The sequence below is a fragment of the Occallatibacter sp. genome (assembly GCF_049802275.1).
Taxonomy (GTDB): domain Bacteria; phylum Acidobacteriota; class Terriglobia; order Terriglobales; family Acidobacteriaceae; genus Telmatobacter.
The window spans coordinates 1-9,069 of record NZ_JBARMD010000001.1 but is presented as its reverse complement, the minus strand read 5'-3'; the positions used below and the strand labels follow the sequence as shown (position 1 = coordinate 9,069).

Sequence of the window (9,069 nt, the reverse complement as noted above, 5' to 3'; positions counted from 1 at the left end):
TATCTCTAGGTGGCAGGCGCTGGGTCGTCGCCCGGCAACTCTTGATTGAGAACACGCTGCTCTGCATCCTGGGCTGGATCGCCGGATTGGGCGTTGCCGCGGCGATTGCCGCGCTGGCCCCGCGCCTGCTCGTTTCAGAGCCTGCCATGCTTTCCTCCTGGGAATCCACAACTCGCTTCGCCATCGATTGGCGTGTCTTCGTGTTTGGTGGATTGCTGGCGACGGCAACAATGTTAATGCTCGCCCTTGTTCCACTTGTACAGGTCCGGCGACCTGAGCTGGTTCCGGCCTTGCAGGCAAGCTTCGCTGGGCGCACAACCGGTCGGACACCGGCATTTCGTCGCGCAGCTATTTGGTTGCAGATCGGCATCTCGTTTGCCCTGCTGGTCTCTACCGGAACCTTGGTGCGCAGCTTCCTGAACACGAAGACAAACGACATCGGTATCACCCGCAATCAGGTACTCGTGGCATTTACACAAGAACCCGAAGCGCCGCTGCGCGATGCCGTGCTCGCCAATCTGCGCGCTCTTCCCGGGGTTCAGCACGTGGCCTATGCCATTCGCTCGGCGCTCATGCTCTCCGAGGGCGGAATCGCAGCCAAGGCGACGCTGCCAAGTCATCCCGAGATACACGACCCGCTCGAGATCAAGTACAACGCGGTTAGCCCCGATTACCTCAACGTCACCGGTACAAGCGTCCTGCGCGGCCGTGGCTTCACTTCCGCAGACGATGCAAACGGCCCGACAAATGTCGTAATCAGCCAGGCGATGGAGCGGAAGTTCTGGCCCGCCTCCGATCCCATCGGCCAGGTCGTTCACCTTCCCGGTTTCCTCAATGGCAAGGATCTCGATGCCCGCATCATTGGCATCGCTGAAGACGCGCCCATCAACCAGATTGGCGAGATCTCGGAACCGTACATGTACCTGCCCTTCCACCTCTCGCAGATGGGCGAAATCACATTCGTCATTGAGACCAGCCAAAATGCCATGGCTCTCGCCCAAACCGCCCGCCAGGTTTTCATTCACGCCAATCCACTACTCGACCCGGTGATGCTCACTTCATTGCCTGAGCTCATCCGATATTCCGCGGGCAATTATCAGATGATGGCTGAACTCGTCAGCGCGCTCGGTTTCATCGGACTTGCGCTCACAGTCGTGGGCCTCTATGGCTTTCTCGCGTTTCGGGTCAACCAGCGCCGACGCGAAATCGGAATCCGCATGGCGCTCGGCGCATCCCGCGAAACGACTGCCTTGCTCATCCTTCGCGATACGGCAGGCATGGCAGCCGTGGGCCTGGCGCTTGGGTTGCTTCTCGCCATCGCTGCCACACGCCTTGAGGCCTCAGTGCTTTTCGGCGTACATCCGCTCGATGCTCTCTCATTAATCATCGCGATTGGCGTGCTCGCCCTCGCAATCACACTCGCTGCATGGCTTCCCGCGCGCCGTGCTGCCTCCATTGATCCCGTGCAGGCCCTGCGCACTGAATAAGGAGAGGTCACAATGAATTCGCTCATCAATGATCTTCGGTACGCGCTGCGGCAGTTGCGCAAATCGCCTGGCTTCAGCATCACGATCATCGTGACGCTTGCGCTGGGCATCGGCGCCAACGCTGCCGTGTTCACCATGTTCGATCAGGTCCTTCTCCGCATGCTTCCCGTGCAGAAGCCGCAGGAATTGGTCCGCTTCGAATGGAATGGAGCATTCAACGGTTCCATGAGCAGCTTCGGCGGGGACACCAAGGATCATCACAATTACTTCTCTTACCCGATGTATAAAGACCTGCGGGATCAAAACCAGGTATTCAGCGGCATTCTCGCAGCAGACAAAGCGCAGGTAGGTCTCTCGTGGCACAACCAGGCTGAGAACGACGATGCCGAGGTTGTCTCTGGCAATTATTTCCAACTGCTCGGATTGAAGCCGGCTGCCGGACGCCTGTTCACGCCCCAGGACGACACCGCAAAGGACTCCAATTTTTTCACGGTGCTCAGCTATAACTACTGGCGCACTCACCTCGGAGCTGCGGCGAACGTCGTCGGCCAGACAATCCTCATCAACGGTCACTCCTTCACCATCATCGGAGTTGCACCGCCAAATTTCGACTCCGCAATTGGCGGATATCGTCCCAGCGTCTTCGTGCCCACCAGCATGGTCGATATCGCGATTCCGTGGCGTGCTCCCATTGACGATCTCAAGAATCATCAGTCCGCCTGGCTCACGCTGGTTGCGCGCCTCAAGCCGGGAGTCACACGCCAGCAGGCCGACGCAAGTATGCGGACCCTGTGGCATACCTTGCGTGCCAACGAACTTCCTCTCTTTAAACAAACCAGCGAGAGGTTCCGGAAGAATTTTGTCGATCTCTCCACGTTCCGGGTACTCGACGACTCCAAGGGGTTCAATCCCGACCGAACTGATCTTCAGAAGCCCCTCGTTATCTTGATGAGCATGGCCTGCCTGCTCGTCGTCCTTTGCGCTATCAACGTTGCCACTCTTCTGCTGCTGAGGGCCGCCAATCGTGGGCGTGAAATGTCGATGCGCTATGCACTTGGCGCGCGTCGCAGCCGCATTGTTTCGCAACTCATGATCGAAGGAACAGTTCTCGGCCTGACCGGTGCGGTGGCCGGCATCCTGCTGGCTCCCGTGGTTGCGACCTCATTGGTACGCATTCTCACCAACTCCGATCCGGGATCTGAGCCCTACTCGGCTGCAGTCGACACACGCATTCTGCTCTTCACGCTGGGACTGTCTGTCTTGGCCACCCTTTTCTTCAGCATCGCGCCGGTCTTCCATTTCCTCCGTCCTCAACTCGCCGGCGCTCTGCGGCAAAATACGGGAACACTCTCCAAAGATTCGCAACGCTTCCGCAAGTTCGCAGTAGGCGCGCAGATCGCGCTCAGCGTTTTGCTGCTTGGCGGTGCCGGTCTTTTTCTCCGCACCTTCGATAATCTGCGTCACCAGCCGCTCGGATTCGAAACCGCAAACCTCGTCTCCTTTTCGCTGAATCCTACCAATTCAGGGTACGGCGAGGATCGTACTGGCAAAATCGTTACTGACTCCATCCAGGCATTGGGTCGAATTCCCGGCGTCGTCTCGGTCGCAGCTAACAACGATCCGGAGTTGTCAGGCGACACAGAGACATCGAATTACTCTGTTCAGGGATACAAGCCTGCGGAAGACGAGAGCATGAACTTTGAGGAGCCCCGCATTACGCCCGGCTACTTCGCCACCATTCGTCAGCCGGTTTTGGCAGGCCGGGAATTCACCGCCGCCGATACCAAGGGACAGCCCGAAGTTGCCATCATCAACCTCGCCTTCGCCAAACGCTTCTTCGGCACACCGCAAAATGCCATCGGTCGCCAGTTGCAGGAAGGCTCAAGCAACAAGCCGAATTACAACATCACCATAGTTGGCGTAGTTGGCGACATCCGCCACACCGATCTGCGCACTCCGCTCGGGCCCGCGGTCTACCAGCCCTACCTGCAGCAGAAGCATCCTGGAGATGTCGTCGTTTATATACACACGTCGCCCCCACCCGGCACCCTCGAAGGCGCGATTCGGCAGACCATTCATCAGCTTGATCCGACGCTCGTCGTGGAGGGGTTGCGCACCATGGATGCGCAGGTCGAGCGCAGTGCATCTGACGAGCGCGCCCTGGCTTTTCTCGCCATAGGCTTCGCCGCGCTTGCGTTGATTCTCGCGGCGGTTGGACTCTACGGCGTTCTCGCCTACTCAACTGAGCAGCGCACTCGCGAGATCGGCGTGCGGCTCGCTCTGGGTTCATCGCGATCTGTCATCGTTCTCCTCATCGTCCGCGAGATGGCGATCGTCGCTGCGGTTGCAACTGCCGTGGCTTTGCCTTCTCTTGTCGCACTTGGCCGACTCTTCCGCAGCCAGTTATTCGGTGTATCTATCTTTGATCCGCTCACGCTCTGCGCGGCTGTGATCGTCACCATATTCATGCTCTCCCTGGCCGCAGCGTTGCCGGCGCGCCGCGCTGCTGCAGTCGAACCAATGCAAGCTTTGCGCACCGAGTAGCACAAGCGAAAGAAAGGAGACTCAGATGCAATCGATACTTCGGAACCTGCAGTTCGCAATGCGCCAGTTGCGCAAGTCTCCCGTCTTTACGGCCACGGCCATACTTACGCTTGCCTTGGGCATCGGTGCAAATACCGCCATTTTTACTATCGTCTACGCCACGCTCCTGGCGCCCATGCCGTATCCTCAGCCCGACCAGCTTGTCATGGTGTGGTCGAAGATTCAGGGAGGTCGTAACGGGATTGCCGCGCAGGACTTTCTTGACTGGAAAAACCAGAACACCGTCTTTCAGGATTTGAACGCCTTCACCGGTGGCAGCTTCAACCTTGCAACGAAGGATCAACCGGAGTACCTGGAAGGTCAGCAAACAACTCCCGGCATGTATCGCATGATGGGTGCACCCTTTCGCTATGGCCGCGACTTTCTGCCGGAAGAGGGCGTCGCGGGTAGAGATCACGTTGTCATTCTGCTGAACAAGCTTTGGAAACGTCTAGGCTCTGATCCCAATATCATCGGCAAGCCACTCCAGATCGATGGAACCGCATACACCGTGGTCGGAGTGATGGCGCCAGGACAGGCAGATCGTTTGAATCAGTGGCTTATCGTGCCACTCGTATTTAAGCCAGAGCAGCGGAATCATGATTTCCATTGGCTGCTTGCGATGGGCCGTCTGAAACCCGGCGTCACAATGAAGCAGGCGCAGTCCAATATGGACTCCGTCACTGACAATATTGCCAAGGCATTTCCGAAAAGCAACAAAGGTTGGGGTGCAATTGTAGAGCCGCTGAAGAATGACTTTCTTCCCAAGGAGCGAATTCAGACCTTGTGGATGCTTCTGGGTGCTGTCGGCTTTGTGCTCCTGATCGCATGCGTGAATGTCGCAAACCTGCTGCTTGCGAAAGGCACCTCAAGGCAGAAAGAAATCGCAATTCGCAGCTCCCTTGGAGCCTCGCGCAGAGGCATCTTCGCGCAGTTCCTTACGGAGAATCTGCTTCTGGCATGCCTTGGCGGAGTTCTCGGCATTGGAGTAGGAGCCGCGGTCCTGCATTGGCTGGTTGCATCTATGCCACGGGGCACGCTTCCTTCTGAAGCCGATCTCAGTCTCAATCTGCCCATTCTGTTGTTTTCATTTGCAGCCACAACGCTCGCAGGCCTGCTCTTTGGCTGCGCGCCGGCGTGGTATGCCACCCGTATCGATCCGGGCGAAACGCTCAAGGAGGGTGGGAGATCGGGAACAGGCGCGGGCCGCCAGCGCGTGCGCAAGGTCCTTGTGGTCGCCGAATTTGCGTTGGCGCTTGCGCTGCTCACGGGCGCCGGCCTTGCCATCCACAGCTTCTGGAATCTCACCCGCGTCGACCTTGGCGTCAACACTGTGCATGTGCAGACATTCTCGCTGCCTGTTCCGGATGCTCGCCCGAAAGATCCCAAGGTGATCATCGCGTACTACCAGCAGATGCTCACGAGCCTCAAATCCGTGCCCGGCGTGCTCGACGCGTCCGCTTCGGTTGGATTGCCACTTGAGGGACCCGGCTTCGGAATGCCGTTCACCATCGCGGGGCAACCCGACGTGGCTGATCCTTCCCAGAGACCCGGCTCAGCTTTCGGCATGGTAACGCCCGACTATTTCAAGACATACGGTATTCAAATTACACGCGGCCGCGCGTTCACCGATCAAGACACCGCCGACACTGTGCATGTCGCGGTGGTGAATGAACAATTCGTGCAGAAATATTTCAAGGGCAAAGACCCGCTCCAGCAGCGAATCAATGTCGAAGAGTTGATTCCGGGAGTTACCAAACTGGGGCCGTACATTCAATGGCAAATCGTTGGCGTCTTTCATAATGTGCGCGCCGGCGGCTTTCGCCAGGATTTCCCTGAAATCGAGATTCCGTTTTGGCAGATACCGTGGCCCTCCGCCGTAATCGGCGTTCGCACCGCGGTAGATCCAGAAACGATGACGCGAAGCATCGCCAATGCCGTACATGCGGTTGATCCGCAAATCGCCCTTGCAGAACCGCGCACGCTCGATGAAGTCAAAAGCCTGATGCTTGCCGACGACCGATTCACCATGTCGCTCTTCGCTGCGTTTGCCGGAGTGGCTTTGCTGCTGGCGTCGATTGGGATCTACGGCGTCATGGCTTTCACAGTTGCCCAGCGCGAACACGAGCTCGGATTGCGTATGGCCCTGGGTGCAAGCCGAGGCCGGGTCGTTCGGCTCGTTCTCAAAGAAGCAATGCTGTTGGCAATGGCGGGTCTGGCTATCGGCCTGGTTGCCGCCTTTTTTGTGGGACGGGCGATGCAAAACATGCTCTTTGGAGTAGGCAAACTTGATTTCGGTGCCGTCGCTGCAGTTGCTGTTGTACTGCTCGCGGCCTCTCTTCTCGCCAGCTGGCTGCCCGCGCGCCGTGCGGCAAGGGTCGAACCCATGCGGGCATTACGCACTGAATAGCGCACAGCGCAGAAGGGAAGTCATGTTGCAATCGACGATGCAGGATGTGCGATACACATTTCGTCAGTGGCGGCGCGCTCCAGGCTTTGCCCTGACCGTCGTTGCTGTGCTTGCTCTCGGCCTGGGCGCCAACATTGCTGTCTTCACCCTGCTCAACGGAATCCTTCTGCGCCCTCTTCCGTACACACATCCCGATCGCATCGTCTCCATTGAGCTCGGCGGGCCCATGCCCTATTACAACCTGACCTATGCAAACATGCTGCAACTGCGCGATGCCGTCGGACCGCGATTGAAGATCGGCGCAGTCCTGAATGCTGGATCGTCCTTTGCCAGCGTCGTTGGGCCCGGCGGCCGTTACCAGGTCACGCACGGAGCCGTCACCGCAGGGCTCTTTGACATGCTCGGAGTTCAACCGGTTCTTGGTCGTGGCTTCCGTGAAGAGGAGAACCAGCCCGGACGAAACCGTGTGGTCCTGATCGGAGATGATGTCTGGCACAAAGTCTTCAACGCGGATCCCAGCGTAATCGGCAAAAGCCTGGCCATTCGCCGCGAACCCTACACCATCATCGGTGTTCTGCCAAAAGGATTCTTCTTCTGGTATGGCGACAAAATGTCGGTTTGGTCTCCGGCTGCAATTCCGCCGGCCGCGCGCTCGGCAATGTCCAGTAAAGATAGCATCGGCGGATCGCTGTACGCGCGTCTTCCCGACGGTATGTCCGCAGCGCAACTGGCCGCCGATCTAAGCCGCACCCAGGCTGTCGTTGCAAAGGAAGTCACCGGCGATCAGTTGCCGACCAGCATAAAAGTTACGGGCTATCAACAGTCGCTGATTGAGACGGCCCGCAAGCCGCTATGGCTTCTCTATGGTGTTGTCCTCGGCATCTGGGCGCTCGCGTGCCTCAACGTTACCAGTCTTATGCTTGCCCGCGCAGTCTCGCGTACGCGCGAACATGCTGTGCGCGCTGCACTCGGCGCCACCCGCCGCCGGCTTCTTCAACAAACCATCATTGAGGGTCTTCTCCTCAGCATCATTGGCGCAGCTGTCGGCATGCTGCTCGGACAATCCGCAATCAAGTTGCTTTGGCGCCAGATTGAGAGAAAAGTACCCGTAGCACAGACCATCCACGTCGACTGGCGCGTGATACTGTGCCTCGTTAGCCTTACCCTGTTCACAGCTCTCATCGCCGGTCTGTTTCCCGCGTTCAGAGCCATGCGCAACGATGTGCGCGAAAGCCTTGGCGGAGTGGCGACAACCTCTTCCGCCGGCGCGAACCGCGCGCGTGAAGCCCTCGTCGTTGGCCAGTTGGCGCTTACCCTCGTCTTCCTCGTTGGCGCTGGACTGTTCCTTCGCACCATCCACGCTCTTCGCCAGGTGCCGCTCGGATTCACCCAGCAGAACGTCCTCACCGGCGGTGTCATTCTTAACGCGAGTGAAAGCGATCTTGACCAAACAGCTCCATCCATCGGCAACGTTGTGACAACGTCTTACCTGCCGTTGCTTGATCGCCTCCGCGCCATCCCGGGAGTGCGCGTAGCTGCTCTCAGTTCCGTGCTACCTCTGCGCTCCGAGATGATGGTCACCATCATCACTTCGCTCGACCACAAAGATGTTCCTTACGACCAGCAGCCCAAAGGCGACGGTCGCATTGCTTCTCCGGGCCTGGTGGACGCGTTGGGAATTCCCATGGTGCGCGGCCGTTTCTTCACTGAAGACGACACTGCCACGTCACCCGCGGTTGCAGTCGTCAATAAGGCCTTCGCCGATAAATACCTGGCCGGACAGGATCCAGTTGGCCACATCCTCTCTATGGGAAAAGGCAGATTCGCCAACATCCGCATTGTTGGGGTGATCGCGGATGTAAAGCAACTCAACGTGATCGATTCGACCCGCCCTGAGATCTACTTCTGCCTTGCGCAGACCGATCCCGGCACGCCTCTTTACGGCATTGCAACGGCCTTTATCCAGGTAGCCATCCGAGCCGGAGTGCCCGCCGATGCCCTGCGCGCGCAATTCGACAAAGTCCTGCACGAGGTGGCGCCCGACGCCACAACCACCGATGTGAAAACAATCCATCAAGCCGTCGAAGACTCTTTCGGAAGTCAGACGCTCATCGCGCGTCTCCTGGAAGCCTTCGCAGCACTCGCGCTCATGATCGCGTCCGTCGGTCTCTACGGGCTTTTATCCTTCGCAGTTGTCCAGCGCACGCGCGAGATCGGCATTCGCATGGCGCTTGGCGCACAGCAATCCAGCATTCTCGGCTTGGTCCTCCGCCGCGCAGTCGTACTGGTCGCGATCGGCCTCACCCTCGGCGGAACACTCGCATGGTTCGCCGCTCGATTCGCCGGCAGCTACATCTACGGTGTTCGCGACCATGATGCCCTTACCTTCGCGGCTGTTACCGTGGTGCTTGCTGGATCCTCGTTTCTCGCTGCATGGTTACCCGCGCGCCGGGCAGCCGCAGTCGACCCAATTCTTGCTTTGAGATCGGAGTAAACAAACATCATGATCGACCTGAAGAATATCGAACGCAGTTATAAAACCGGTCACGCCGAAACCTGGGTGTTGCGCCGCATCAATCTCACCATTCG

General features: G+C 58.4%; 4 protein-coding genes. All 4 read left to right on the top strand.

Going from position 1 to position 9,069, the window contains the following annotated elements:
• Positions 1-1,487: FtsX-like permease family protein (locus WA354_RS00020; RefSeq protein WP_472810953.1), on the top strand; the 1,487-nt coding region annotated here is incomplete at its 5' end.
• Positions 1,488-1,499: 12 nt separating this feature from the next.
• Positions 1,500-4,031, top strand: coding sequence for an ABC transporter permease (locus tag WA354_RS00015; protein WP_472810952.1), 2,532 nt, complete (start codon positions 1,500-1,502; stop codon positions 4,029-4,031).
• A gap of 25 nt (positions 4,032-4,056) precedes the next feature.
• Positions 4,057-6,480: an ABC transporter permease gene (locus WA354_RS00010; protein WP_472810951.1), complete on the top strand. Its 2,424-nt coding sequence runs from the start codon at positions 4,057-4,059 to the stop codon at positions 6,478-6,480.
• A gap of 22 nt (positions 6,481-6,502) precedes the next feature.
• On the top strand, positions 6,503-8,974 hold the full coding sequence (locus WA354_RS00005; RefSeq protein ID WP_472810950.1) for an ABC transporter permease: 2,472 nt from the start codon (positions 6,503-6,505) through the stop codon (positions 8,972-8,974).
• Positions 8,975-9,069: the final 95 nt, after the last annotated feature.